Here is a 24,574-nt window from a genome sequence, read left to right as displayed (position 1 = left end):
CTGGGGATACCGATTGGCGGAGCACCCCCCTGCTTGCGCTAATCTATGTCTCGCAGCGAGCGCCCGCTCCTCGGCAAGGCCGGAGGTGGGACCGTTCGTCGCAACGCAGCAATCCCCTGTAGCTCAATTGGCAGAGCAGCCGGCTGTTAACCGGCAGGTTACTGGTTCGAGTCCAGTCGGGGGAGCGCGATCCCCTGTAGCTCAATTGGCAGAGCATTCGGCTGTTAACCGGAGGGTTACTGGTTCGAGTCCAGTCGGGGGAGCCATCGGAAGAGGACCCTCAGGGGTCCTTTTTCGTTTCCCGCGGAACCGCGGACGGGGCAGGTGAGTCCTGTTGGTTGAGCATGGCCGACCATCCGGAGCAGGAGATCGTATGAGCGGCTATGCTGCGGCAGACGGCGCGCACACTTGTACGCGCCGTGATGTTCGGGGCGGTAGCTCAGCCGGTTAGAGCAGCGGACTCATAATCCGTCGGCCGTGGGTTCGAGTCCCACCCGCCCCACCAAGAAAAACGTTCTGACCTGCGGAAACGCCCCTAAGGGGGTGTTTCCGCGTGTGGCGATCGTTTCTCGTCGGTGTGGCGAAACGGGCGTCTCGGACCTGCCTCGCCAGCTCCGTACCTTCTTGACCTGCGGTTTTGAGTGAAGCGTGGATGTGGGGCCATGCCGATGATCCCACGCCGATCCCACGGCTCCTGCGTGTGACGCGCCGCACACAGCCCCGAATTCTGCGCCCTGTCGGCGCCCCATTTGTCAAATGGTCGGAGGCTTGCTGACGGGGATCCCTCGTCGAGCAGCCGGCCTGGAGCCACCGAGTGGCCGGAGCCGGACATCGTCGCGCCGACGCCCCCCGACCGAGGGGACGAGCTCACCCGCGATCACGTCAGCCGGTGGATCCTGGACCTCCAGGACGGGGAGGCCGGTCCCCCTGCATCCTCCGGGCACGGAGCGCCGTGAGTACGCGGCGAAGACGATCGCCAACCTCCACGGCCTGCTCTGCGGCATTCTCCAGTCGGCCGTGGACGCCGACCCACCCCTCCGTGACTCGAACCCCTGCGCGCACACCAGACCCGTGACCTGCGACTTCACGATGCACAGTGCTCAGTGGTCGTCAGGCCCGCCGCTGACCTTGACCCGGCAGCTGTTCGTCCAGGCGCTGGGCGGTCAGCGGCGGGTGTCCTTGGTGAAGATCGTCGGTCAGCGGGCTGGATCTCCGGCATCGCCCGCTACGCTCCGGCTGACATCCCCGCGTCCCTGTGCGGACGGGTGTCCGAGCGGCGATTCTCTGCCGCACCCAGGGCACCCGTCTCACGGTTGGTCAGGACTTGGAGTGCGAGCGCGCCCACGCACAGCAGCGCGCCCAGCCCCCAGATCGTCAGGTAGGCGGAGAGCGCCGGGACGCTCGTACCGCTGACGACCAGGGAGCCGAGGACGACGGCCGAGCCCGCGCCCGCGACGCTGCCGCCCAGGGTTTTGAGGTTGTTGTAGACGGCGGTCGCGCTCGCCGTCCGGTCCGGGGTGCTGCGTTCCACGATCAGCGTGGGCAGGCCGCCCAAGGCCAGGCCCATGCCGAAGCCGGAGACGGCGGAGGCCAGGACGAACAGCAGCAGCGTGGCGTGGCCGGCCATCAGTCCCACGTTCCCGGCGGCCATCAGTGCGAAGGCGAGCAGCAGGACACGGCGGTAGCCGGTACGGGCCGCCACCCGGGCCACCAGGCTCGCCCCGGCGAAGGCCAGGACGTGCGGCACCCCGCCCCACAGGCTGATCTCCCAGGTCTTGAGCCCGAAGCCGTACCCCTCGTCGCCCTTCGACGCGGCGACGTACGAGATGGCGACCGCCTGCCCGCCCAGCATGATGGCGCCGAAGGCGAACCCCGAGACGTAGTACGGGGCGGACCGGGGGTGGGCCACTGCCCGGACGTCGACCAGGGCGTGCGGCCGGTCCCGTTCGAGCCGGATCCACCAGGCGAGCAGGGACAGGGAGAGCACGAGGCCGCCCAGGGTGAGCGGCGAGGTCCAGCCCCACGCCCGGCTGCGTGCCATCGTGCCGAGGAACAGCAGCAGCGCCAGGCCGAGCAGGGCTGCCCCCGTCCAGTCCATCCGGCCGGGCGCGCGCGTCCGGGACTCGGGGATCGCGCAGTACGAGAGGGCCGCACAGGCGCACGCGATCGCGGCGAGGACGAGGAGCGTCGCCTGGACGCCGCCGGTGAGTGCGAGCAGGGGGCCGGCCAGGCCGTGGCCGAGGAGCGAGCCGAGGGTGAGTGCGCCGACGAGCAGCGCCACCGCGCGCCGCGCGCCCTCGACGTCGAGCCGGTCGCGTACGAGACCGATCTCCAACGGCAGCAGCGCCGCCACGGGGCCGATGAGAGCACGGCCCACCAGCAGCACCGTCAGATTCGGCGCGAGGGCCACCAGGACGGTGCCCGCCGCGATACAGACCAGCGCGATCCGGACCAGTCGACGGTGCCCGTACAGATCACCGAGCCGCCCGAACACCGGCACCCCCACCGCGGCGGCCAGGAACTGGACCGCCATGTACCACTGCGCCTGCGACGCGCTGATGGACTGCCAGTCCTGCACGGCGGGCACCAGCGCCGGGCCCGATCCCTGGAGGAAGCCACTGACCAGCTCAAAGACGACCAGCAGACCGACGACGGCGGTGACCCGGGGCGCCGCCACCTCCTCCGTCCCGCCGGGCGTTCTCATGCGGACGCCCCTGCGGCGAGCCGCCGCTGTGCGAGCTCGGCGAGCAGCGCCGCCTGGCGGTGGAGCACCCGGTCGTCGAACACGGCCCGCGGGGAGTGGTTCTGCGGCGCCTTCTCCACGTCCACGCCCTCGGGCGCCGCGCCGACCATGAGCATCGCGCCGGGCACCTTGTTCAGCACCAGGGAGAAGTCCTCCGAGCCGTTGGCGGGCTGGGGGGCGTGCCACACCTCGCCCGGGCCGAACAGGTCGCGTGCCGTGTCCAGGGCGAACTCCGTCGCGGCCGGCTCGTTGACCGTGACCGGGTAGAGCATCTGGTACTCCACGTCCGCCTCCAGGCCGTGCGCGGCTGCAATCGCGCGCACCAGACGCGGCAGCCCCTGGGCCAGCCGCTCGTGGTTGGCTTCCGAGTAGCTGCGTACGGTCGCCTCGAACTCGGCCGTGTCCGGGATGACGTTGTGCTGCGTACCGGCGTGCAGCCGTCCTACGGTCACCACCACCGGGTCGAAGATGTCGAAGGTGCGCGTCACCCAGTTCTGCAGCGCGGTCACCATCTCGCAGACCGCGGGCACCGGGTCCTTGGCGTGGTGCGGAGCCGATCCGTGCCCGCCCTCGCCGCGCACCGTCACCCGCAGGACGTCGGACGCGGTCATGACGGTGCCGGGCCGGGACGCGACCCAGCCGCCCGGCAGCCGGTTGGCCGACACGTGGAGCGCGAAGGCCGCGTCGAGCGGCTTGCCCGCCGCGTCCAGGACACCCTCGTCGATCATCGCGCCCGCGCCGTTGTGTCCCTCCTCGCCGGGCTGGAACATGAACACCACGTCGCCCTGGAGGCTCTCCCTGCGGTCCGCGAGCAGCGTCGCCGCGCCGACGAGTCCGGCGGTGTGCAGATCGTGCCCGCAGCCGTGCATCCGGCCTGGGACCTCGGAGGCGTACTCCACCCCGGTGAGCTCGTCCACCGGCAGCGCGTCCATGTCGCCGCGCAGTAGGACCGCCCCGCCTGGGCGGCCACCCCGCAGCACGGCCATGACGGAGGACAGCTCCCGGCCGAGCGTGATCTCGAGCGGGAGACCGTCGAGTGCGGAGAGGACCTTCTCCTGCGTACGCGGCAGCCGCAGACCGAGCTCCGGCTCGCGGTGGAGCGAGCGGCGCAGCCGCACGAGATCGGGCTGCAGTTCCCTGGCGCGTTCCAGTACGGACATGCGGTGTCGACCTCCTGTTACGGTTCCGGCTTTCGGTGGGGCAAGATTGAAGTGCTCACCATCCCGATGGCTCGGAATCGCAGGAAACACGCAAGGGGCTCCGAATGGCGCAGCATTCCGCGCACCAGGCGGTACGGGCGCTCGACGACGTCGACCAGGCCCTGGTCCACGCCCTGCAGATCGCCCCACGGGCCGGATGGAACGAGATCGGCGCCGTACTCGGCCTCGACGCCGTGACCGTGGCACGACGCTGGTACCGGCTCACCGAAGCCGGCGCCGCCTGGATCAGCTGCTCCCCGTCGCCCGCCCTCGCCTCGGCGGGACAAGGACTGCTCGCCTTCGTCGAAGTGGACTGCGCCAACGGCAGCCTGCTGACCGTGGCCCAGGCCCTCGCCCGGCTGCCCCACGTCACCGCCGTCGAGCACGTCAGCGGAGACCGCGACCTGCTGCTCACCGTGATGGCACCGGACCTCGCGGCACTCACCCACTGGATGACCCACGGCATAGGCGCCATGCCCGGCGTCGTCGCCAGCCGCACCCACCTCGCCAGCACCGTCTACACGGAAGGCAGCCGCTGGCGGCTGCGCGCCCTCGACCGCATGCAGATCGCCCGCCTCGCCGACACCGAAACCGCCCGCACCGGGGCACCCGTCTTCCCGCTCACCGACCTGGACCACGCCCTCATCACCGCCCTCTCCATGAACGGCCGGGCCACCTACCGCGCGCTCGCCGACGCCTGCGGGGCGAGCTCGGACACGGTCCGTCGACGACTCGGCCGGCTCTTTGCCGCCGGCATGCTCCAGACCCGCTGCGAGGTCGCACGCCCCCTGTCGCAGTGGCCGGTGACCGTGATCCAGTGGGGGCGCGCGGCCGCCGGGGAGTTGGAACGTGTCTCGCGCGGAGTCACAGGGGCCCGGGAGGTACGGCTGTGCGCCGGCGTCACCGGCCGGAACAACGTCCTCATCATCGCCTGGGTGAAGTCCCTCACCGACGTGCAGCGCTTCGAGGTACGACTCGCCCAGCGCGTCCCCGGCCTGGAGATCACCGACCGGGCCGTGGCCCTGTGGCCGCTGAAGCTCAGCGGCCATCTCCTCGACGAACAGGGCTACCGCATCGGCGGCGTCCCCCTGGACGTTCGCACGGCCGGAGCGAGTACCAGGCCCTAGGCGAGAAGGCCGGGGCGCGCGCTGTTCACCCCGCGCGGTACGAGCGGGCGGGGCCGATGACAGCGGAACGTGAGGGTCGAACCTCAGGGTGAGATCGGCGGCGATCCTGCCAGGCTCGCGGTCCTCGAACCCGGTGCCTTCGGGACGCCGGCGACGCTCGCTGCCGGCGCGTGGTTCGACCGTATTCTGGGAGGCGACGGGAAGGAGTCGTTGATGAGCGTCGAGGCGATCATGCACACCGAGTTCCCCGAGGGATACACGGTCTTCTTCGGTGCCGACGGGAAGGTGATCATGACCCCGCAGAGCCTGGAGCACTCCAGCACGATCCGCTCCATGCAGATCGACACGCTCGCTCTGGGACGCCATGCGAAGGTGACCTCCGACGTGTACATCGACTTCCCCGCCGACGAGAACTCCGCCCCCGATCTCGCGATCCTGCGCGAGGACGCGGAGAAGCAGGGCAAGCGCTACAGCTTCGAGGATGTCCTGCTGATCGCGGAGGTGGTGTCCGTCTCCTCGGCTCGCAAGGACTATGACGACTGCACCGCCAAGTACGGCCGCTACGGCATCCCCGTCTACCTGGTGGTGGATCCGTACGCGGCGGAGGTCGTCGTCCACACCCGGCCCACCGGAACCGGCTACATCGCGGCGCACACGCACCAGTACGGCACCGGCAAGCTCCCCATCGACCTGGCCGACGGTCGCACCTTCACCCTCGACCTGGACGAGCTGCCCCGGCCCGAACCTGAGACTGGCGTGCGCTGACCGGCCCGCCGCCGCGGCAGACAGACTACGTAGCGTGACCGCTCGGGCCGAGTGCACCTGGCTAACGCGTGGACGACTCGTAGCGGCCCACACAGTGTTGGTGGGACCGCAGGCGGGCAGGGCCGTCCGGGGATCAGCGGGAGTGCGGGGCGTGGCGGCAGCGGTGTGGCGAACGCCTAACGGCCCCCGATCGAGCCGGATCGAGAGGGGGCGCAGCCGGACGGAATCGGATGGATATGTCCGGCCGTTCGGCATCGTCGCAGGTGAGACGCGTCACTGAAATGGGTTCGAGTCCCACCCGCCCCACCCTGGCCCGTGGCCGCAGGAAGGATTCACCTGCGGTCGCGGGCTTCTCTCGTCCACGGTGCGCCCCCGTCGACCCGGGCTGCGTGGCGACACGCCGGGGGTCACCCGGATGCCTCACGGTCGGACGAGGGTGCGCATCCTGCGGACCGGGCCCGTCCACAGGGCCAGCGGTGCCAGGAAGGCGAGGGCGCTGACCAGCCCGAGGGCACCGCGGGCGCCGAGCCAGGTGGCCGCGGCGCCGGCGGCGAGGGCGCCGACGGGTATCGCACCCCACGAGACGAATCGGACGGTGGCCATCACGCGGGGCAGGAGGTCCGGCGGCGTCACGGTCTGACGGTGCGTGCGGGTGAGGATGCTGAGCGCGACGATGCCGGCCGCGAAGATCGCGTTGCCCAACCCGAACAGGACCAGCCCCGGCCCGCCGAAGCTCAGTGGGAGCAGGACGAGGGCCGTCGCCGCGACGAGTGTGGCCCACCGGATCGCGCGGGCGCTGCCCAGCCCGTCGGCGAGCCGGGGCGTGAGCGCGGCACCGATCAGGCTGCCCAGACCCTCGGCGGCGAACGCGACGCCGACCAGGGCGGCCGGAGCGCCGAGCGTACGCACGAGGAACACCGGCGTCAGGGCCATGAGGGCGCCGCAGACGAAGTTGACCAGGGTCGCGGCCGCGACGCACGGTCCGATCACCTTGTGCCGGATGACGTAGCGCCAGCCCTCCCTGATCATCGCCCCCATGGGGCCCGTGGCTCCGCCGGGCTTCCGGGTGGACGTGGGGCGCGGAATGCTCTGCAGCGCGGCCGCCGAGACCAGGTAGCTCACCGCGTCGACCAGCAGGCCCGCCACGGCGCCGAAGAACTGGACGAGCACGCCGCCGAGCGACGGGCCGCCGAGCTGGGTCGCGGCGCCGGAGGCCGACAACAGGCTGTTGCGGGCGGTCAGTTCGTCCTTGTCGACCACCGACGGAAGGAAGCTGGAGTTCCCGACGTCGAACACCACGCCTGCCAGGCCGACCACCAGGGTGACGGCGATCAGCTGCCACAGCTGGAGGATTCCCAGCACCGCGGCGACGGGTACCGACAGCACGGCGGCGGCGCGGACGAGGTCCATGGCGACCTGGGTTCCGCGCAGCGGGAGCCGTTGGACGATCACCCCGGCCGGCAGCCCGATCAGCAGCCAGGCGAGGAAGCGCGCCGCCGGCAGCAGACTCACCTCGAACGCGGAGGCATGGAGTACGTCGACGGCCACCAGCGGCAGGGCGACGGTGGTGACGGCGTCGCCGACACCGCTGACGGTGGAGGCGGTCCAGTAGCGCCAGAACTTCCCCCTGGTGGCATTCTTGACGGACTGTGATCCGCTGCCCAGTGCCGCGCTGACCATTACCACCCCTGCTGACGACTCCTTGTCGATTCGCACCCTAGTCCGTTCTGACCGAGGACGGACAACGGCCTTTCCAACCCGACGGTTCCGGCCGCGTGTTGGATGCGCTCACCGAGCTGTTCGGCCGCCTGTCGCGGGCCTTGCCCGCACACCGTGATCCGTCGGCCCGGCGAGCCGGCCACGACCCGCCCCCGGACCGTCACACGGGTTGCCGGCCGACATCGCGGGAAAGCGGTCGCGAAGAATGCCGTAACGGCAAATGGCGGGCCGTCCGACATGCGCTCGCGCGCACCTCGGGAGGTGAATTCCCCGGATTCCGGAGGCGGTGGATTCCGGTGGCCCGGGGTTACCGGAATACGCTGTTCCGATTGTTTGGGGCGGTGGTCGTCCGCGGTCTCGCGTGGGTGCGCGCGGCTCGCGAACACACAGCTCAACAGTGCATCAGATCCCGCCCTGGCGTGCAGTGGTACATGTCACAGGGGGGTGGGAGTGTCCCGAATTTCGGCGGTTTGGTGACGGCGTGGATGTTTGGCGCATTTGGCTTCGGGTTGGGGGCCTCGATGCCGTGCCGCTCCATTCGAAATGAATTCCGGGGCCGCCGGGCGGCCCGTGCTAGGCTCCGGCCGGGTTGAAGTGAACCCGTTAAACGGTGTGTTCGTGAGTCGCCGTTTGCGGTCGGTCGCATGGGGGTGTCCGGTCCGGCCCGGTCTGCTTCCCGCATCTGCTGCCAGTTCGTCAAAGTCCCTCAGTAGAACGTCAGTTGTGGCCCGCGAATGACTTGGCTACGATCGGGAAACGATTGATGATCTTGGTCTGGATTAGCGCGACGATTGCGCGGCGGAGCGATCGCCCCGGCGTCGGTGCCTTCAGTCGGACCGGGCTGAGAAGTCGTTTCCGGAGGAAGAGTCATGTCTGCAGGCCCGAACGAGGGTTCCCCCGCCGCTTTCGCGTGGCCGACCCGTGGCCGGGTCCGGACGACGCACCTGCTCGCGGCCAAGGCCGCCGCCCATCGCTGGGCCCTTCTCACCAGCTACGACCAGTACACCGCGGGCATCTTCGACGCCGCGGGCGTGCCCGTGCTGCTCGTCGGGGACTCGGCCGGCAACAACGTCTTCGGGCACGACACGACGATTCCGGTCACGGTGGACGAGCTGCTCCCCCTGGTGCGCTCCGTGGTCCGCTCCACGGAGCGCGCGCTGGTCGTCGGCGACCTTCCCTTCGGCTCCTACGAGGAGGGAGGGAAGCAGGCGCTGCGGACCGCCGTCAGGTTCCTGAAGGAGGGCGGCTGTCAGGCCGTCAAACTCGAGGGCGGGCGGGACGTCGTACCGCAGATCTCCCGCATCGTCCGCGCGGGCATACCGGTGATGGCGCACATCGGGTTCACGCCGCAGAGCGAGCACCAGCTGGGGGGCTACCGGGTACAGGGGCGCGACGAGGGCGCCGCCGCGCTGATCGCCGACGCCCGGGCGGTGGTCGAGGCCGGGGCGTTCGCCGTGGTCCTGGAGATGGTTCCGGCACACCTGGCGAAGCGGCTGACGGCCGAGCTGCCGGTGCCGACCATCGGGATCGGCGCCGGTGGCGAGTGTGACGCCCAGATCATGATCTGGCAGGACATGGCCGGTCTGCGCACAGGGCGGCCGTTGAGGTTCGTGAAGCGATACGCCGACCTCGCCGTGACGCTCGACCGTGCGGCCAGGGAGTTCGCCGCGGATGTCCACAGCGGTGCGTTCCCCGGGCCGGAGCACGCCTTCGACTGAGTGACCGGTTCGACGGCAGGGGCCCCGGCGCACAGCGGTGCGGCGGCGGGGCCCGTCCCGGGCTCCGCCGGACACCGGCGGCACGGCCGGATCATCAGGCGTACCGCACCGACGACCGTAGGAGCACGATGACCGCGGCCCCCGCCCCCCTGTCCGACCCGCCACCGGCCGCCGACGGCCCCGCGGTCTCCACCGTGGAACCGTCGCGGGTCAGGCCGGGCATCTTCGCCGACGGTGCCTGGCGGCACGGCGAGTCGGCCCACGAGGTGCACAGTCCGTACGACGGCCGGCTCGTCGCCGTGGTCAGCCATGCCTCGGCCCAGCAGGTGCCGCGGGGCAGGCGGCCGGTGCGGACGCTCGCCGCCACCGAGCGCGCGCGGATCCTGCGGGCTTGCGCCGAGCGGATCGAGGCCCGCCGGGCCGACCTCGCCGCCACCATATCCGCCGAGATCGGTATGCCCGTCACGGACGCGGAGAACGAGGTCAACCGGTCGGTCCGCTGGCTCACTCTGGCCGCCGAGGCGGTCCACCACCTCGGCGGTGACTCGACCCTGCTGGCCGGCCCGGGCGGCGACCGGCCCGCCGTCACCGTGCCACAGGCGTACCGCCGGGTGCTGGCGATCACGCCGTACAACCGGCCGCTGGCGCAACTGATCGTCAAGGTGGCTCCGGCCATGCTCGCGGGCGCGCCGATCATCCTGAAGCCGTCGGAACGGGCGAGCGCGACCGCCGTACTCGCGGTCGAGATCCTGCTGGAGGCCGGATACCCGCCCGAGTACATCGGGCTCTGGACCGGTGGACCGGATGTGGCTCAGGCCCTGCTCGCCGATGCCGGGGCCGAGTTCGTGGCGTTCACCGGCGGCGAGCGGACCGCGAAGGCGGTCGCCGCGGCCGCCGGTCCGCGGCCCGGCTGCTACGAACTCGGCGACGTCGGTGCCCTGGTCGTCTGCGCGGACGCCGACCTGGACGCCGCCGCGCGGGCGGCCGCGCAGGGCGCGTTCGGCAACGCCGGCCAGTCCTGCCGCGGGGTCAAGCGCCTGCTGGTCGCCGACGGCGTGGCCGACGACTTCGTCCGGCTGCTCGTGGCCGAGTCCGCCGCCTGGCAGGTGGGGGACCCGGCCGCGCGTACCACGCGGATCGGCACGCTCATCGACCCGGCCGCCGTGGAGCGGGTGAGCTCCGCGGTGGACGACGCGGTCCGTGCCGGTGCCCGGGTGGTGGCCGGGGGAAAGCGGGCCGGGACGCAGTACTGGCCCACCGTCCTCACCGATGTCGATCCCGAATCCCGGCTGGTCACCGAGGAGTTCCTCGCGCCGCTGGCTCCCGTGATCAGGCTGGAGGACCGGCTGCTCGACGAACTGCCCGCGACCTACTCCGGCGGGCTCCAGGTCGGTGTCTTCACCCGCGACCTCCAGCGGTTCACGGATCTCGCGCAGCGACTGCCGGTCGGCACCGTGATCGCCAACGACGGGCCCCAGTACGACCATCCGCTGGCCCCCTTCGGAGGAGTGGGGCACAGCGGCCACGGGCGGGAGGGCGTCCTGGCGTCCGCGCGCAACATGTGCTTCGCCAAGACGATCGTCTTTCCCGCCACGACCGAAGGACTGCGATGACGAACGGTGTGACGGTGAACCTGCTCGCCGGTGGCGGCCTGGAGCGGCGTGAGCATCCACTGCTGCCACCGCGGCCGGGCGGGGCGCTGCTCGCCGTCGAGCGGGCGAACGTCTGCGGCAGCGACGTGCACTTGTGGCGCGGCGGGCATCCGACCCTGAACGACTGCGTGCTCGGGCACGAGTTCGTCGGGCGGGTCGTGGACACGGGAGGCGCCGCGCTCCACGACGCCCGGGGCGAGCTGCTCGCCGAGGGGGACCGAGTCGTGTGCAGCTACTTCCGGGTGTGCGGCACGTGCGCCATGTGCGAGGCCGGCCGCACCAACCTCTGCGAGCGCACGTACGACTCCTGGGGCCGCTCCAGCCTCCAGGCTCCGCACTTCCGTGGCGCGTTCGCGAGCCACTACCACCTGCACCCGGAGCAGATCCGGGTCAAGGTGCCGGCCGGTGTCCCCGGTTCGCTCGCCGCCCTGGCCAACTGTGCGCTGGCCCAGGGCCTCGCCGTGGTCGACGCGATCCGGCCTGAGCTTCCGGCCGGTCCCGGTCTGGTGATCGGGGCCGGTGCGCTGGGCCTCTCGACCGTCGTCGGCGCACCGGCCGGAACGACCTGGGACGTCCACGACCGGGTCGCCGAGCGATGCCGGATCGCCGAGCTGTTCCCGGGCGTCCGCGGCCGCGCCGAGCTGCCCCCGGTGGCGGGGATCCTCGGCGGGAACTACGACGTCGTCGTGGTCGCGGCCGGAAGCCCGGAGGCCTTCGCGACCGCGCTGGAGCAGGTGCGCCCGGGCGGCCAGATCGTGATGATGGGCATCATCAACGCCCGCCCCACCGACGTCGTGGCGATCAGGCCGGGCGTCCTGACCCGCAAGGGCGTCACGGTCAGCAGCGTGATCCGCTACCACGAGCGCCATCTCCTCGCCGCGGTCGACCTGTTGTCCCGGCCGACGCCGCTGGACCGCCTTCCGCTGGTCGAGTACGGGCTGGACGCGGCCGAGGACGCCCTGGCGGCGGCCGAGTGCCACAAGAGCGGGCGAGTGAGCCTGGTTCCGGGGCTGGACGGGGGAGACCGTTGAGCCGTCACGCTCTGGACAAGCTGGTCCAGGACTGCGGGTCGCTGCTGACGGCCGAGCTGGAGGCGGGCCGGATCCTCGGCGGCGCGGCCTGCGTCCGCGACGTGGCGGCCGACCGGCAGTGGACGGTCTTCGTCGGGCGGAACGCGCCGGACGGCCCCCCGGTGTCCCTGGACAGCGTCGTCCGGCTCTACTCGATGACCAAGCCGGTGCTCGCGGTGCTGGCCCTGCGTCTGATCGACGCCGGCCTTCTGCCCGGCCTCGACGTGCCCGCGGCGGAACTCGCGGCCGGGCTGCCCGGGGTGGCGGTCCCCGCCGGCATGACCCTGCGCCGACTGCTGTCGATGACCTCAGGTCTGGCCGGGTCCAAGCACGAGCGCATGGAGCAGGTGTACCGGGCGGCAGGGATCGTGCAGTTCGACTACACCGAACGCGGATACGCCACCGACGAGGCCGACTTCCTGCGCCGGATCTTCGCCTGCGAGCTCTCGGCACCACCGGGCACCCAGTGGGAGTACGGCCGGTCGGCCGACGTGGCCGGGCTGCTGATCCAGCACCATCTCGGCACATCGCTCGACGCGCTGTTCGCCCGGCACGTCTTCGAACCCCTGGGGATGACGTCGAGCGGCTTCTTCCTGCCGCCGGGCCGGCCGGCGGAGTCCGTGCTCCAGCCGCCGGTCGATCCACCCACCGGGGAGTCGCTGACCGGCCTGGACAAGGCCACCGGATTCCGCTCGGCCGGAAGCGGTGGACTGGCCAGCCTGCGGGACTACCTCTCGTTCCTGGAGGCCGTGTTCTTCCCCGGGCCGGGTCCGGCCTTCCTCGGCCCGGCCGCCCGGGCCGAGCTGCTGTCGGACCAGATCACCGGGCTGCACGACACCGGGCCCGACTACATCCCCGGCCCGGACTGGGGATTCAGCCTGAACCTCGGAATCACGCCGCGGCACTGCCGTCCCGAGGACGCCCGTCAGGTCGCCTGGCTCGGCCGCGCGGGCACCAGCTTCATCGTCGACGTGGAGAGAGAGTTGATCATGTTGTTCGCCGCGCCCTGCTACGGGCGGACGAGGGTGCTGCGAGCCACGTTCGCCGGCCTCGCCGACGACCACCTGCGGCAGACTGCGAGCACCCGATGAGTACTCCGCCCATCGTCGCCTTCATCGGGCTGGACGGCGCCGGCAAGAGCAGCCAGATCGAGCTGCTGAAGGCGGCCTGTGAGCGCCGCGGACTCTCGGTGTTCCTCCACCCCAACCCCAGCCTCCAGGCGCTGTCGGCCCGGCTCGACCGGGTCGCCGCCGATCACGGCTACGCCGACCGGTTCGCCATGCTCGGTCCCGACACCCACAAGATCATGACCGCGGCGGTGAAGTGGATCGCCATGTCCTCGCTGGGGACCGCCCCCGAGGGCACGGACCTGATCATCGCCGACCGCTACGCCTACTGCCAGATCGCCGCCGCCGACGCGCTGGGCGCCAGCAACCGGTGGCTGATCGAGGGCCTGTTCAGCGGCCTGGCGGAGCCGACGCTCACGCTGATGATGGACCTCGATCCCGCCGTCGCCGTGGCCCGGGTGAAGGCCCGTGATCCCGAGGAATGGATCGACCTCGGCTTCCTCGGCCGGATGCGGGAGGCCTACGCCGGCCTGCCCCAGGCCTCCGAGTGGACCTGGATCGACGCCGACAGAAGCGCCGAGGCCGTGCACGGCAGCGTCCTGGCCGCGGTCGACGCGAAGCTGGAGGGGCTCCGGTGAAGGTGGTCACCACGGCCCGGGAGCTGGCCGCGGAGTGGGAGACGGCACGCCGGTCGGGCGCCGTCATCGGATACGTGCCGACCATGGGCGCCCTGCACGAGGGGCACCTGAGCCTGGTCGACCTGGCGCGCGCCGAGTGCGACCTGGTGATCTGCAGCATCTTCGTCAACCCGCTGCAGTTCGGGCCCGACGAGGACTTCGACTCCTACCCCAGGCCCGTGGAGCGCGACCTGGGGCTGCTGGAGTCGCGTGGCACCGGCGTCGCCTTCCTGCCCGACTGGCTGGAGATCTTCCCCCGGCGCGAGCGCACTCTCGCGGACTTCGGCACCCACGTGTCCGTGCCCCGGCTGAGCGGTCAGCTGTGCGGCCGGTCGCGCACGGGGCACTTCGACGGAATGGTCACCGAGAGCCTGCTCTTCCTGAACCTCGTCCGGCCCGACCGGACGTACTGGGGCGAGAAGGACTTCCAGCAACTGCGCATCATCGAGACCCTGGTCCAGGACCTCCGCCTGCCGGTGACCGTCGTACGCGGTGCCACCAGACGCGAGGCCGACGGCCTCGCGATGTCCTCCCGGAACAAGAACCTCACCCCCGAGGCGCGCGCTGCGGCGCCGGGTCTCCCACGCACGCTCCAGGAGGCCCGTGCCGCGCTCATGGGCGGCGCGTCGCTGCCCGAGGTGCTGGCCACCACCCGTGAGGCGCTGGACGCGCTGGGCTTCGCCGTGGAGTATCTGGTGGCCTGCGAGGAGGAGTCGCTGACCGAGGTCTCCACGCTCGACGGCCCGGCCGCGGTGCGCGTGTTCGCCGCCGCGACCCTCGGCGGCGTCCGGCTCATCGACAACGTGCGGGTGACGGAGGAGCGCCGTGGCTGACCTGGCGACCGAACCGATCGTCTACTCGTTCACCGACCACCGCGACTACCACCGGGAGTCGCCGGTGATCATCGCCGAGGGCGACGGCATCCGCGTACGGGACACCGCCGGCAAGGAGTACATCGACGCGCTCTCCGGTCTCTGGCACGCCAACCTGGGCTTCTCCGACGCCGAGCTGATCGCCGCGGCGACCTCGGCCTACGCCAAGCTGCCCGCGTTCGCCTGCGCCCTCGGCCGTACCAGCGCCGAGACCGAGCTCCTCGCGCGGGAGCTGATCGCCGCCGCGGGCGGGAGCTTCCGCTCGGTCTACTTCGCGACCTCCGGGTCGGAGGCGGTCGAGTCGGTGGTCAAGTTCCTCTGGCTGGCGGCCAACACGAGCGGGACGCCGTCCCGCAAGCTCGTCGTCACCAGGGACTCGGGCTTCCACGGCACCACGCTCGGCGCCGGGTCGCTGGCCGGGATCCCGAGCCAGCACAACGGATTCGACCTGCCGCTGCCCTTCACCGTCCGGGTGCCCCGGGTCCACTTCTACCGCGACCACGTCGACGGCGAGACGGCGGACGAGTACGTCGACCGGATCGTCCGGACCACCCGGGAGCGGATCGAGGAGGCCGGCCCGGAGAACGTGGCCGCCATGATCGCCGAACCGGTGATGGCGGCCGGTGGTGTCCTGGTGCCCCCGGACGGCTACTGGCCGGCGATGGGCCGGCTCCTGGCCGACCTGGGCATTCCGCTGGTGTCCGACGAGGTGGTCTGCGGCTTCGGCCGGCTCGGCCACCTCTTCGGCCACCAGCGCTTCGGCCTCGAACCGGCCGCGGTGACCACCGCGAAGGGCATCACCGGCGGGTACGCCCCGCTGGGCGCGGTCCTGCTGGGGCCCGAGCTGACCGCCGCGGTGGCGGCCGCCGCCGACCGGCACGGGGTTCTCGGACACGGCTCGACCTTCGGCGGACATCCGGTCGCCGCGGCGATCGCCCGCGCGAATCTGCGTGCCCTCCACGAGCGGCGGCTCTTCGCACGGGTCGCCGAGCTGGAGGCCTCGCTGCGGACCTCGTTGGACGGCCTGCTGGACCTGCCGGCCGTCGGGGAGGTGCGCTGCATCGGCGGGCTGGCCGCGGTGGAGCTCATGGCCGACGGTGCCGCCCGCCGCCCCTTCGACCCCGCGCGCCGTATCGGCCGCCGGGTCGCGGCGAGCGCACGCGAACGCGGGCTCATCGTGCGGGACCTGGGCGACGTGATCGCCCTCTGCCCCCCGCTGATCACCAGCCCGAGCGAGGTCGCGGAGATCGCTTCGACACTGCGGGCGGCGATCACCGCCACGCTCGACGAGGAGGCATGATGGAGACTCCCGGCAAGGCGCACGCCTGGGACCTGGTCGGCGAGAGCTACTGGAACTCCGGCTACTACGGAGGGCCCGCGGCGGAGCACCAGGAGGAGTTCCTCCGGCTGCTGCGGCCCGGGGCCCGGACCGCCGTGGTCGGCGCCAGCACCGTCTCGCTCTCGAAGACCGCCCAGCAGGCGGGCGCGGAGCTGCACGTCCTCGACTTCGCTCCCGGCATCCTGCGGGCGGCGGGCAGCTGGCTGGGGCTGGCCGAGGAACGGCTGCACCTCGTCGACGTGACCCGGCCGATCCCCGCCCGGCTGACGGGCACCCACGCACTCGTCCTGGCCGACCGGCTGGTGAATCGATTCAGCGTGGCCGACCTGCCCGGCGGACTGGGCGGTCTGCGCGACCTCACCGCCCCGGGCGGGAGGCTGGCCGTCACCGTGCGGTTCGGCTGGTACGAGCGGGACCGGGAGCTCCACGCCGCCCTCACGCCGGCCGAGCAGGAGCGTTTCTGGCAGCCGGACCGGGGCGAGATCGACTACACGGTGCTTCCCGACCGGGAACTCCCGTTGCCGTCCTGGGGCGGCATCACGGGCGCGCTGATGCGCGAACACCTCCGGACCCGGGGCCGCGAGGCCCGGTTCGGCCAGGACGAACTGCTGCGGGTTCTGGACCGCTTGGGCGGGCTGGAGTGCGAGGACGTGATCGCCGCCCCGGACGGTACGGCGCTGCTGATTCTGAGGCGGGTCGAGCACCATGGCACTTCCTGATCCCCCGCAGGCGATCCTCACCGAGCCGGTCACGGACGGCACGGCCTGGGTCGCCGCCGATCTCCCGGTCCCCGAGGGGGTGCTGCGCGAACTGACCCCGACCCACCTCCGTGAGGTCGAGGCCCTCGTCCAGGCACTCCGCGCCGGGACGTACCCGCTCGATGCCGACCGGGCCGTCTGGCGTGCTCTCGCGTACGACACCATGCCGGAGCTGTCGGCCCTCGGTCACGAGATGGCACACCGCACCGAAACCCACATCGGCACGGCGGTCCTCCGCGGACTGCCGGTGGCCGACCTCGCGCCGGCCGAGGTCCGCGGCCTCTACCGCGCCCTGGGCGCGGTCATGGGCACCGCGGTGTCCCAGAACGCCGCGGGCGAGTTCGTCGCCGACGTACGCGACTACGGCAGCGGCGGACTGGACGACAGCGCGGTCCGCGGTCACCAGACCTCCTCGGCGCTGCGGTTCCACTCGGACGACGGCGACCTGGCCCTCCTGCTCTGCGTACGGCCCGCGGAGAACGGCGGCACGTCGCTGATCGCCAGCGCCATGACGATCTACAACGAGCTGCTGAAGCGGGCACCGGAGCTGCTCGGGCTCTACTACAACGGCTTCGTCTACGAGAACCGCGGTGAGGAGGATCCTCCGGCCTACCGCAACGCCGTCTTCGGCTACTACCACGGTCAGCTGACCTGCCGGTACTTCCTGCGGGACTACGTGGACACGGCCTGGACCAAGACCTCCGTCCCGGTGAGCGACCTGGAGCGCCACGCCCTCGACCTCTTCGAAGGGCTCGCGGCGGAGCCGGGAGCGGCCACCGAGTACCCGCTGCGCTCCGGCGACCTGCAGCTGGTCAACAACAACGTCGTGGTCCATGCCCGCCGGTCCTTCACCGACGCCCACGACGGTGGCCGGAAGAGGCTGCTGCTGCGGCAGTGGGTCAACCTCGACGGCGGACGGGAGTTCCCGACGACGCTCTGCCGCCATCGGTACGGCATGAAGAAGCGCCGCGATGTACGTGGTTGAGCCCGGACTGCTGGTCACCGCCGACCTGCCCGGCCTCCCGGCGGTCGGGCCCGCCGGCCTGGTTCCGGTCCGCTGGCCGGGCGGCGATCGCGACAGCCTGCTGCGGGCGGCCGCCGGGCACACCGCGCTGCTGGTGACCGCGAACGAGCCGGTCGACGCGGCCCTGCTGCGGGCGGCCGGTGACGGACTGCGGGTGGTCGGCACCTACTCCACGGGGGTCGACCACATCGACGTCGCCGCGTGCGAGCGTGCCGAGGTGCGTGTCGTCACGGCGGCGGGTGCCCTTGCCGCGGCGGTCGCCGAGCACACGATCGGCCTCCTGCTCTGCTCCGCGCGGCGGATCGTCGAGGCGGACCGGTTCGTCAGATCCGGTGCCGCCTGGCGCTGGGAGGCCGACGCCTTCCTCGGGGCGCAGTTGTCGGGACGCCGGCTGGGCGTGCTGGGGCTCGGCGACATCGGCCGGGAAGTCGCCCGGCGGGCTCAGGCCTTCGGGATGGAGGTGCACGCCCTCCAGCGCCGTCCGGGCGTTCTGCCGCCGGGGGTGACGGCGCACGCGACGCTCGCCGGCCTCATGCGGGTGAGCGACTTCCTGACGATCCACGTCCCGCTCAGCCCCGAGACCGAGCGGATGGTCGACAGACCGATGCTGGCGGCCCTGCCGCCCGGAGCCGTGGTCGTGAACACCTCGCGCGGCCGGGTGGTGGACCAGTCGGCGCTGATCGAACTGCTGGACTCCGGCCATCTCGGCGGGGTCGCGCTCGACGTGTTCGAGGACGAACCGTACGTCCCCGCCGAACTGCGCAGCAGTCCGCGCACGGTGCTGACCCCGCACATCGGCAGCGCCACGGTGGCGGCGCGGCAGAGCATGACGGCCGCGGTCCTGCGGAGGATCGGGCAGGCCCTGGACGGTTGAGCGCCCGACGGCTGCCGGGAGGTCCGTCCGGGCGGACCTCCTCAGTCGCCCAGCTGCTCCAGCAGGGCGAAGCCGTCGCGGTCGAGCTGGTAGAAGACCCGGCCGCCGAGGCGCTGCCGCCAGACGACGCCGGCCGCCGTCAGCACCGTCAGGTGCTGGGAGACCGTGCTCTTCGCGAAGCCGAGGGACTCGGCGATCGCGGTGGTGGTCTTCGGCACCTCCAGTGCCCGGACGACCCTCGCCCGTCCGCTGCCGATGAGCAGCGCCAGGCGGTCGCGGCTGGGTTCGGCGCGCTCGCCGGGGCAGCCGACGTGGAGGAACCCGGTAGCCCTGACCTGGTACGACATGGCCGTGACGCGCTCGTTCGAGGTGAAGATCCGCGTGGCGGCGGAGAACACGCTGGGAACGAGCACCAGGGTGGACCGCTCGATGCTGCGCGTGAGGTCGAGGTGGAAGGGGGCGGTCAGCCGGGGCCGCTGCCAGAGCACCCGGCCGCCCAGCTCGGCGAGCATCGCCTCGGGGCCGTTGACCGCGAGCGTCCGCCCCCGGAACAGGACCTCCTCCTCCAGGGAGGCGCGGATGGAGGCCCAGTACGGCGCGATCGCCAGGTTCCAGTAGTCCTCGACCAGACCGGCGGCGCGTTCGTCCACCGGCTCGCCGGACTCCTGCCGCAGCCAGTCGAGCTCGACCGGGAGCGCGGCCCGCGAGGGATCGGGGACATAGCCGTACGTCCGCCGCAGGAACGGCGTGTCCGGTCGGCGAACCAGCTCGAGAAGGGCGGACATCAGCTCGGGCGGCACCGTCTGACGGGCGTGTCGCGCCCAGCCCGCGTACGGCGACGGAACGGCTCCCCGGTACCGGGCGAGGAGCGCCAGGCTGCCGAGCGTCTCCCAGAGCGGGCTCAGCACCAGCCTGATCGAGCGCAGGCTCTCGTCGTCGAGGTCCAGCCGGATCATGACGCGGTGACGGGGGCGGCGACCGGCGTCACCATGCGAAGACGCCGTTGTCGGCCAGGTCCACGACGAACTCGGTGACGTCGGTCACCGCCTCCGCCTGGTCGATGCCGTACTCCAGGGCGATCACGGCGGCGACCTCCGCCACCGTGCGACGTCCGTCGACCGAACGGTAGATCAGTTCCGCGGGGCCGGACAGCAGGAGGGCCTGGTCCCGGAACCCGATCATCAGGCCGTCCTCGACCCGGCGGATCCGGATGCCGAGACTCCTGCGCGGTACGTCCAGCGGGCCCAGCGACGGGGCGGCACTCACGCGACCTCCACACGCATCGAGATCTCCTGGCAGATCGTCAGGACCTCGGTGATCCAGGGGCGGGGGTCCTCGGGGTCGTAGCCCCGCATGGTCTCCAGTGCCCAGTAGTCCTCGAAGGAGAGCGCCGGCGGGCAGGCGGCCCTGAATCGCTGAGGACGCCACTTGGGCGACTGGCTTCCGAACTCGCCCTGGCCCTCCAGCAGGGCGTCGACGGCGAATCCCAGTGCCGCGCGGGCCGAGAGGGTGGCGCTCTCCAGGTTGCCCGACTCCATCTGGCCGAGCGCGTCCTCGACGCAGTCGTCGGCGGCACCGAGCGAACGGGAGATCAGGAAGGCGCGGAAAGCGGTCCGCGCCAAGTGGGCGCGGCGGTCCTCGAACCACTCGGCACCGTGCAGGACGACGCAGCTCTCCAGGCGTGACAGGGCCAGCTCCTCGCGCGGGGCGAGGACCCGGACCGGCGCGACGCCCCGGTTGAACGCGTCCCAGGAGACCTTCGCGAGCATCTGCTCGTACTGGCTGTCGAGCCAGTACGTCACCTCCCAGCGCCGGTCGCCCGCATAGAACATCTCGGTACGCACCCGCGGAGGATTGAGCGGCATGGCGATGCTGGACTGGCCCGCGGACTCCGCCTCGTTCGAGGTCACGACGTAGATGTCGAAGTCGCTCTGGTCGTTGTGCCAGCCACGTGCGACCGAGCCGACGACGGAGACGGCGAGACAGTCCTCCGGAATGAGCTCTCGCTCGCGAAGGAGCCGCAGCCAATCGGCTGTGTCGATTTCGTGCACCGGAGCACCTTTCGATCGCGGGTCGCGGTCTCGGCGTGCCACCTGGGAGGGCGCGAAGACCGTCGATGATTTTCCATCAGATCGAAGTGCCGGCACAACAGTTGGCCCGGGTAGCCGCCGTCACATTCGCCGGGAACCGGGTGTTCATCTCGTCCGAGAACGGGGCGAAAGAGGCCGCCCGGCCTGTCCGTGCCGGGTCCGCGGCGGACGGATCGGTGCCCGTCCGGAGGTCTGGACGGTCTCTTCGGCCATGGAGATTGCGCTGGTGGGGGCCGTGATCGCGGAGGTGTTCGGTCCTCAACGAACGTGTGGGCGCCGGGGCTTGACTCGGCTAGCATGACGTCGGCCGGTCGGGGTGGAGGCTGCCCAGAGCGCCCCATCCCCGTGAATTCTCCGGCGAATTCCCACTACCTGCTGCGGGGGAGGTGGATCAGTATGCAGAAGTACACCAAGCCGACGGCGAAGAAGGTTTCTCAGGGCACCTCCCTGATGATCGTCGTCTGAATCTGAGTACAGCGGGTGAGTGGCCCGGATCAGCGGGCCGCTCACCCGTCCCCGTCCTTTGAGCGCGGGCGGTATCGGGAGGAACGAATATGTGTGGAATCGCGGGAGTCGCTCGACTCGGCGGGCAGGCTCTCGGTGCGGACTCGGATGCCGTCCTGAACCAGCTGGCCGACATCCTCGACCACCGGGGGCCGGACGAGCGCGAGATCCTGCGTGACGGCTCGGTGGGGCTGGCCTTCACCAGGCTGTCGCTCGTCAACCCGGAGGACGGCAGCCAGCCCTTGGTCAGTGACGACGGCTCACTCGTCCTCATAGCCAACGGCGAGGTCTACAACCACCGGGAGCTCGCGGCCGCACTGCCCGACGGCGTGAAGTTCCGCACCGGGTCGGACTGCGAGGTCCTCCTCCACCTCTACCGGCAGTACGGTCTCGAGTTCCTGCGCGATGTCCGCGGCATGTTCGCGCTGATCCTGTGGGACCGGGCGAACAACCAACTCGTGCTCGCCCGGGACCGTTTCGGCATCAAGCCGCTCTACTACCACCGTGACGACGAGCGCATCGTGCTCTCGTCGGAGATCAAGGGCCTGTTCGCCGACCCCGGGACCCCGCGGCGCTTCGACTGGGAGAGCGCGCTCGCCAGCCCGCTGCTGGGCGCCGCGGCCGCGTTCAACGACGCGCCGGTGACGACGTGGTTCGAGGGGATCGAGCTGGTCCCGGCGGCGACCATCCTGCGTATCGACCTCCGCGACGGCCGCACCTCGGAGCACCGGTACTGGGAGCTGCCCACCGACACCGACGAGTCCGCCGACGCCGAGGACTTCGTACGGCGGTACGGCGAACTGCTGGAGGCGTCCGTCCAGGAGTGCGTCACGGCCGACACCGAACTCGGCCTGTTCCTCTCGGGCGGCGTCGACTCCTCGGCCGTGCTGGCCCTGGCCGGCGACAAGCGCGAGAGCCTGCACACCTTCACCGTGCTCACCGGCGGCACCCTCGACAACGGGGACGCCGAGAACGCCGCGTGGATCGCGCGCGAGCTGGGCGTACCCAACCACCAGGTCGTCTTCCCGCAGGACCACACGCCCACCCCCGACGAGTGGCTGCGACTGCTCTGGCTGACCGAGACTCCCATGTGCGGCCCGGAGGTCTACTACAAGCACGAACTCCACCGGTTCGCGCGCCAGGAGCGGCCCGGCCTGCGCGGCATGCTCCTCGGCGCGGCCAGCGACGAGTTCAACGGCGGCTACACACGGCAGCTGGGCGGGGACTGGGACGCCTTTCTGGGGAACCTCGCCCACCTGCGGCACAACACCCGGATCGGGCGGCGCCCGGAGCTCCGGCACTGGTGGGCGGAAGGGCCGTCCTTCATCGCGGAGAAGGCTCTCGGCGGCACCGGCTCCGACGACGCCTACCGCGCCTACCTCCGCTCGGAGTACCTGAAGGTCCAGCAGTACAACGTCTGGCACGAGGACCGCACGGCGGCCGGCAGCGGGATCGAGGCACGGGTGCCCTTCCTGGACCACCGCCTGATCGAGCTGTCCGCGCGGATACCCGACCGGCTGCGCCCGACCCTGTTGCAGGACAAGCGCATCCTCCGCGACGCGGTCCGGTCCCACCTGCCGGCGCGGATCGCCGAGCGGCCGAAGGGCCCCTTCTTCTACGGGACCGGGACCCACCACGCGTACCGCATGCTCGCCCGCCTCATGCGCGCGGACTCCTACGCCCTCGTCGAGCGGGCACTCGCCGCCCCCGGCGCGGCCGACCACATCGACGCGGACCGCGTGTTCGGCTACCTGGCCGAGCTGGGCGAGGGAGCGACCGACGCCCCGGCCGTCGAGATGCTGCTGCGGGTGCTCAACATGGGCCTGCTCGCCGACCTGGCCGCGAACCCGCCGCGGCTGGAGTCCCTCCCGACCGGTGCCGTCCGCCAGGAGCTCGTCGGCGGACGGACCGCTCCGTCCGACGCCGCCGCCGACTTCCGCACCCGCGAACCGGACGGCGACGCCGTGCTCGCGCCGGCCGAAGGCGTGCTGCTGCTGACCGACCCGGCCGGGACCGAGTGGTACCTGCTCAAGGACGGTGAGATCGAGTTCGTGCTGGAGGCGGACGCACCGATGCTCGCGGTCCTGCGGGCGTTCGACGGGAAGACCACGCTGGCCGACATCCTGGCAGCCGAGGGCATCGGGACGGAGGACGTGCGCGGGGACCTGAGCAGTCTGCTCGACCTCGGCTTCCTTGCCGGGGGCGAGTAGTGTACGGGCGCCGGGCGACCGAACCGCTCGTCCCCGAGCGGGCCGAGGGGCGCGCCCGGATCGACGCGTACGCGGCCAGGTTCGGCCGCTGGGAGGAGCTGGCCGGCGTCCGTACCAGGCCCCAGCGCTCGTTCGGGGGCCCGGGGTCGCTCTACTTCCCGCCCGAGCTCTACCCCGTCGCGACGCACCCGCTGGTCACCGGGCTCGACGGCGAGCGGGTCGAGTGGCTGCTGCTGCGCCGCCTTCACGCCTATCTCGACTTCACCTCCGAACTCGAGTCGCTCGCGGTGATGCCGGTCGCGACCGCGATCAGCCGGGGACGGTCCGGGCTGCTGCTGCCGGAGGGCATGAGGGCGGACGCCTTCAAGATCGTCACGGACGAGGCGTGGCACGCCCAGACGTCCTACGACTTCGCCCACCAGCTCCAGAGCGCCTCCGGGCTGCCGCTGGGCCGGCCGGCCGACGGCCCGCCGGCGTTCGTGGAACGTCTGGACGCCATCCGGGACGAGCTCCCGCCCGAGATCAGGGGGGTCGAGGCGCTCCTCTTCGCGATCGTGAGCGAGACCCTGATCTCCGGGATCCTCGCGGAGATCCCCCGCGACGAGCGGCTGCCCCGGTCCGTTCGCGAGCATGTGCGTGACCACGCCGAGGACGAGGGGCGGCACCACGTGTACTTCCGGGACGTCCTCCAGCACCTGTGGGCCGCACTGACCCCGAAGGAGAGAGCAGCCGTGGGGCCGCACGTTCCGGCGGCGGTCTACGCCTTCCTGGAGCCCGACTACGCCCGGACGGTCCAGGACCTGCGGATGCTGGGGCTGTCGGACGAGGAGGCCGCCCAGGTGGTCGAGGAGTCCTGGCCGAGGGAGCGGCTCGTGCGTGACGTCGCCGAGGCCGCGCGCCCCGTCGTCCGCTACTTCGGCGAGGCCGGTGCCCTGGACGACGCGCGGACCCGGGCCGTCTTCGAGGACACCGGGCTGCTGGGCCGCGGCTGACCGGACAGCCGTGGGCAAGATGTTCATTTCGCCTGCTCACAAGGGTTCTTGGCAATCTTGACAGGTCGTGGACAAGCATGATGGTGTGAGGTCGCGTCATGGAGCCGGTGCGGTCTCCCCAGTCCGCGTGGAGCCCACTGGAGAACAGGACCCGCCTTCGCGCTGCCCGCTGAC

General features: G+C 71.6%; 20 protein-coding genes and 3 tRNA genes. 17 read left to right on the top strand and 6 right to left on the bottom strand.

Annotated elements, in window-relative coordinates; all coding sequences use genetic code 11:
* Positions 1-112: 112 nt before the first annotated feature.
* The 3 genes from AB0M18_RS14140 to AB0M18_RS14130 all read left to right on the top strand — a co-directional run bounded on the left by AB0M18_RS14140 (position 113) and on the right by AB0M18_RS14130 (position 505).
* Positions 113-185, top strand: a tRNA-Asn gene (locus AB0M18_RS14140).
* A gap of 5 nt (positions 186-190) precedes the next feature.
* A tRNA-Asn gene (locus AB0M18_RS14135) sits at positions 191-266 on the top strand.
* Positions 267-428: 162 nt separating this feature from the next.
* A tRNA-Ile gene (locus tag AB0M18_RS14130) sits at positions 429-505 on the top strand.
* A 720-nt stretch (positions 506-1,225) separates the two neighbouring features.
* On the opposite strand, the gene AB0M18_RS14125 is transcribed toward AB0M18_RS14130, so the two are convergent.
* Together AB0M18_RS14125 and AB0M18_RS14120 are read right to left on the bottom strand one after the other, a co-directional pair.
* Complete coding sequence (locus tag AB0M18_RS14125) at positions 1,226-2,704, bottom strand: MFS transporter (protein ID WP_365757457.1); 1,479 nt, start codon at positions 2,702-2,704, stop codon at positions 1,226-1,228.
* Positions 2,701-3,903, bottom strand: a complete 1,203-nt coding sequence (locus tag AB0M18_RS14120) for a M20 family metallopeptidase (protein ID WP_365757455.1) — start codon at positions 3,901-3,903, stop codon at positions 2,701-2,703. Before AB0M18_RS14120 ends, AB0M18_RS14125 begins: the two co-directional genes overlap by 4 nt.
* Before the next feature lie 104 nt (positions 3,904-4,007).
* Between AB0M18_RS14120 and AB0M18_RS14115 the strand changes: the two genes are divergently transcribed.
* Both AB0M18_RS14115 and AB0M18_RS14110 read left to right on the top strand, forming a co-directional pair.
* Positions 4,008-5,069, top strand: a complete 1,062-nt coding sequence (locus AB0M18_RS14115; protein WP_365757453.1) for an Lrp/AsnC family transcriptional regulator — start codon at positions 4,008-4,010, stop codon at positions 5,067-5,069.
* A gap of 213 nt (positions 5,070-5,282) precedes the next feature.
* Positions 5,283-5,834, top strand: a complete 552-nt coding sequence (locus tag AB0M18_RS14110; RefSeq protein WP_365757450.1) for a Uma2 family endonuclease — start codon at positions 5,283-5,285, stop codon at positions 5,832-5,834.
* Between the two features lie 420 nt (positions 5,835-6,254).
* Here the strand turns inward: AB0M18_RS14110 and AB0M18_RS14105 are convergent, their stop codons facing one another.
* Entirely contained in the window at positions 6,255-7,514 is a 1,260-nt protein-coding gene (locus AB0M18_RS14105) for an MFS transporter (protein WP_365757632.1), read from the bottom strand.
* A gap of 908 nt (positions 7,515-8,422) precedes the next feature.
* Between AB0M18_RS14105 and panB the strand changes: the two genes are divergently transcribed.
* From panB to AB0M18_RS14055, 10 genes are all read left to right on the top strand, one after another.
* Complete coding sequence (panB, locus tag AB0M18_RS14100) at positions 8,423-9,271, top strand: 3-methyl-2-oxobutanoate hydroxymethyltransferase (RefSeq protein WP_365757448.1); 849 nt, start codon at positions 8,423-8,425, stop codon at positions 9,269-9,271.
* A 128-nt stretch (positions 9,272-9,399) separates the two neighbouring features.
* Positions 9,400-10,884, top strand: coding sequence for an aldehyde dehydrogenase family protein (locus tag AB0M18_RS14095; RefSeq protein WP_365757446.1), 1,485 nt, complete (start codon positions 9,400-9,402; stop codon positions 10,882-10,884).
* A complete protein-coding gene (locus AB0M18_RS14090; protein ID WP_365757444.1) occupies positions 10,881-11,954 on the top strand; it encodes an alcohol dehydrogenase catalytic domain-containing protein in 1,074 nt (357 codons plus the stop codon). The genes AB0M18_RS14095 and AB0M18_RS14090 overlap by 4 nt, the downstream gene beginning before the upstream one ends.
* A complete protein-coding gene (locus tag AB0M18_RS14085; RefSeq protein WP_365757442.1) occupies positions 11,951-13,084 on the top strand; it encodes a serine hydrolase domain-containing protein in 1,134 nt (377 codons plus the stop codon). The genes AB0M18_RS14090 and AB0M18_RS14085 overlap by 4 nt, the downstream gene beginning before the upstream one ends.
* Positions 13,081-13,698: a hypothetical protein gene (locus tag AB0M18_RS14080; protein ID WP_365757440.1), complete on the top strand. Its 618-nt coding sequence runs from the start codon at positions 13,081-13,083 to the stop codon at positions 13,696-13,698. Before AB0M18_RS14085 ends, AB0M18_RS14080 begins: the two co-directional genes overlap by 4 nt.
* Positions 13,695-14,570: a pantoate--beta-alanine ligase gene (gene panC, locus AB0M18_RS14075; RefSeq protein ID WP_365757438.1), complete on the top strand. Its 876-nt coding sequence runs from the start codon at positions 13,695-13,697 to the stop codon at positions 14,568-14,570. Before AB0M18_RS14080 ends, panC begins: the two co-directional genes overlap by 4 nt.
* Positions 14,563-15,909, top strand: a complete 1,347-nt coding sequence (locus AB0M18_RS14070) for an aminotransferase class III-fold pyridoxal phosphate-dependent enzyme (protein ID WP_365757436.1) — start codon at positions 14,563-14,565, stop codon at positions 15,907-15,909. The genes panC and AB0M18_RS14070 overlap by 8 nt, the downstream gene beginning before the upstream one ends.
* A complete protein-coding gene (locus AB0M18_RS14065) occupies positions 15,906-16,667 on the top strand; it encodes a hypothetical protein (RefSeq protein ID WP_365757434.1) in 762 nt (253 codons plus the stop codon). Before AB0M18_RS14070 ends, AB0M18_RS14065 begins: the two co-directional genes overlap by 4 nt.
* Positions 16,654-17,691, top strand: coding sequence for a TauD/TfdA family dioxygenase (locus AB0M18_RS14060; RefSeq protein ID WP_365757432.1), 1,038 nt, complete (start codon positions 16,654-16,656; stop codon positions 17,689-17,691). The genes AB0M18_RS14065 and AB0M18_RS14060 overlap by 14 nt, the downstream gene beginning before the upstream one ends.
* Positions 17,678-18,604, top strand: coding sequence for an NAD(P)-dependent oxidoreductase (locus AB0M18_RS14055; protein ID WP_365757430.1), 927 nt, complete (start codon positions 17,678-17,680; stop codon positions 18,602-18,604). The genes AB0M18_RS14060 and AB0M18_RS14055 overlap by 14 nt, the downstream gene beginning before the upstream one ends.
* Before the next feature lie 41 nt (positions 18,605-18,645).
* Here the strand turns inward: AB0M18_RS14055 and AB0M18_RS14050 are convergent, their stop codons facing one another.
* Genes AB0M18_RS14050 through AB0M18_RS14040 form a run of 3 tightly spaced genes read right to left on the bottom strand, consistent with a single transcriptional unit; the run spans position 18,646 to position 20,655 of the window.
* Positions 18,646-19,560, bottom strand: a complete 915-nt coding sequence (locus tag AB0M18_RS14050) for a helix-turn-helix domain-containing protein (protein ID WP_365757428.1) — start codon at positions 19,558-19,560, stop codon at positions 18,646-18,648.
* Positions 19,561-19,588: 28 nt separating this feature from the next.
* Entirely contained in the window at positions 19,589-19,870 is a 282-nt protein-coding gene (locus tag AB0M18_RS14045) for a PqqD family protein (RefSeq protein ID WP_365757426.1), read from the bottom strand.
* Complete coding sequence (locus AB0M18_RS14040; protein ID WP_365757424.1) at positions 19,867-20,655, bottom strand: nucleotidyltransferase domain-containing protein; 789 nt, start codon at positions 20,653-20,655, stop codon at positions 19,867-19,869. Before AB0M18_RS14040 ends, AB0M18_RS14045 begins: the two co-directional genes overlap by 4 nt.
* Positions 20,656-21,248: 593 nt before the next feature.
* Here AB0M18_RS14040 and asnB point away from each other — a divergent pair.
* Positions 21,249-23,408, top strand: coding sequence for an asparagine synthase (glutamine-hydrolyzing) (gene asnB / locus AB0M18_RS14035; RefSeq protein ID WP_365757422.1), 2,160 nt, complete (start codon positions 21,249-21,251; stop codon positions 23,406-23,408).
* On the top strand, positions 23,408-24,400 hold the full coding sequence (locus tag AB0M18_RS14030; protein ID WP_365757420.1) for a diiron oxygenase: 993 nt from the start codon (positions 23,408-23,410) through the stop codon (positions 24,398-24,400). Before asnB ends, AB0M18_RS14030 begins: the two co-directional genes overlap by 1 nt.
* Positions 24,401-24,574 lie beyond the last annotated feature (174 nt).

It is taken from the genome of Streptomyces sp. NPDC051909 (genome assembly GCF_040681095.1).
Taxonomy (GTDB): Bacteria; Actinomycetota; Actinomycetes; order Streptomycetales; family Streptomycetaceae; genus Streptomyces.
Note: the sequence above shows the minus strand (reverse complement) of the source record. Positions and strands in the feature narration are given on the sequence as shown.